Raw genomic sequence first — 2,497 nt, 5'->3', positions numbered from 1 at the left:
GGGAGGACCATCTCCCAAGGCTAAATACTCCCTAGTGACCGATAGTGAACCAGTACCGTGAGGGAAAGGTGAAAAGCACCCCGGGAGGGGAGTGAAAGAGATCCTGAAACCGTGTGCCTACAACTAGTTGGAGCCCATTAACGGGTGACAGCGTGCCTTTTGTAGAATGAACCGGCGAGTTACGATCCCGTGCAAGGTTAAGCCGATAAGGCGGAGCCGTAGCGAAAGCGAGTCTTAATTAGGGCGAATGAGTACGTGGTCGTAGACCCGAAACCGTGTGATCTACCCATGTCCAGGGTGAAGTTCAGGTAACACTGAATGGAGGCCCGAACCCACGCATGTTGAAAAATGCGGGGATGAGGTGTGGGTAGGGGTGAAATGCCAATCGAACTCGGAAATAGCTGGTTCTCCCCGAAATAGCTTTAGGGCTAGCCTCGAGGGAAGAGTCTTGGAGGTAGAGCACTGATTGGACTAGGGGTCCCCACAGGATTACCGAATTCAGTCAAACTCCGAATGCCAAAGACTTATCCTCGGGAGTCAGACTGCGAGTGCTAAGATCCGTAGTCAAGAGGGAAACAGCCCAGACCATCAGCTAAGGTCCCCAAGTATACGTTAAGTGGAAAAGGATGTGGAGTTGCCCAGACAACCAGGATGTTGGCTTAGAAGCAGCCACCATTTAAAGAGTGCGTAATAGCTCACTGGTCGAGTGACTCTGCGCCGAAAATGTACCGGGGCTAAACGTATCACCGAAGCTATGGATTGACACCGTTGGTGTCAGTGGTAGGGGAGCGTTCTAAGTGCTGCGAAGTCAGACCGAGAGGACTGGTGGAGCGCTTAGAAGTGAGAATGCCGGTATGAGTAGCGATAAGAGGGGTGAGAATCCCCTCCGTCGAAAGCCCAAGGTTTCCTGAGGAAGGCTCGTCCGCTCAGGGTCAGTCGGGACCTAAGCCGAGGCCGAAAGGCGTAGGCGATGGACAACAGGTTGATATTCCTGTACCACCTCCTCACCGTTTGAGCAATGGGGGGACGCAGAAAGGTAGGGTAAGCGCGGCATTGGATGTCCGCGTCCAAGCAGGTAGGCTGAGAAGTAGGCAAATCCGCTTCTCATAAAGGCTGAGCTGTGATGGCGAGGGAAATAATAGTACCGAAGTTCCTGATCCTACACTGCCTAGAAAAGCCTCTAGCGAGGTGAGAGGTGCCCGTACCGCAAACCGACACAGGTAGGCGAGAAGAGAATTCTAAGACGCTCGGGAGAACTCTCGTTAAGGAACTCGGCAAAATGACCCCGTAACTTCGGGAGAAGGGGTGCTCTATTAAGGTGAATAGCCTGAGAGAGCCGCAGTGAAAAGATCCAAGCGACTGTTTAGCAAAAACACAGGTCTCTGCGAAGCCGCAAGGCGAAGTATAGGGGCTGACACCTGCCCGGTGCTGGAAGGTTAAGAGGAGGGGTTAGAGTCACAGACTCGAAGCTCTGAATTGAAGCCCCAGTAAACGGCGGCCGTAACTATAACGGTCCTAAGGTAGCGAAATTCCTTGTCGGGTAAGTTCCGACCCGCACGAATGGTGTAACGATTTGGATACTGTCTCAACGAGAGACCCGGTGAAATTATAGTACCTGTGAAGATGCAGGTTACCCGCGACAGGACGGAAAGACCCCATGGAGCTTTACTGTAGCTTGATATTGGATGTTGGTACAGTTTGTACAGGATAGGTAGGAGCCTTGGAAGCGTGAGCGCCAGCTTACGTGGAGGCGTCGGTGGGATACTACCCTGACTGTGCTGACATTCTAACCTCGGACCGTGATCCGGTTCAGGGACAGTGTCAGGTGGGCAGTTTGACTGGGGCGGTCGCCTCCTAAACAGTAACGGAGGCGCCCAAAGGTTCCCTCAGAATGGTTGGAAATCATTCGTAGAGTGCAAAGGCAAAAGGGAGCTTGACTGCGAGACCTACAAGTCGAGCAGGGACGAAAGTCGGGCTTAGTGATCCGGTGGTACCGCATGGAAGGGCCATCGCTCAACGGATAAAAGCTACCCTGGGGATAACAGGCTTATCTCCCCCAAGAGTCCACATCGACGGGGAGGTTTGGCACCTCGATGTCGGCTCATCGCATCCTGGGGCTGAAGTAGGTCCCAAGGGTTGGGCTGTTCGCCCATTAAAGCGGTACGCGAGCTGGGTTCAGAACGTCGTGAGACAGTTCGGTCCCTATCCGTCGCGGGCGTAGGAAATTTGAGAGGAGCTGTCCTTAGTACGAGAGGACCGGGATGGACACACCGCTGGTGTACCAGTTGTTCCGCCAGGAGCATCGCTGGGTAGCTACGTGTGGACGGGATAAGTGCTGAAAGCATCTAAGCATGAAGCCCCCCTCAAGATGAGATTTCCCATGGAGTGAATCCAGTAAGACCCCTTAGAGATGATGAGGTTGATAGGTCTGGTGTGGAAGCGTGGCGACACGTGGAGCTGACAGATACTAATCGGTCGAGGACTTATCCAAGAAATT

1 rRNA gene is annotated in these 2,497 nt (G+C 53.4%); it reads left to right on the top strand.

Annotation, left to right across the window (positions count from 1 at the left end):
- Positions 1-2,491, top strand: a 23S ribosomal RNA gene (locus ACERJO_RS20885); the annotation flags it as partial.
- Positions 2,492-2,497 lie beyond the last annotated feature (6 nt).

This window comes from Halalkalibacter sp. AB-rgal2 (assembly GCF_041821005.1).
Lineage (GTDB): Bacteria > Bacillota > Bacilli > Bacillales > Bacillaceae_D > Halalkalibacter.
The sequence above is the reverse complement of the archived record's forward strand: the minus strand, read 5'-3'. Positions and strand labels throughout refer to the sequence as shown.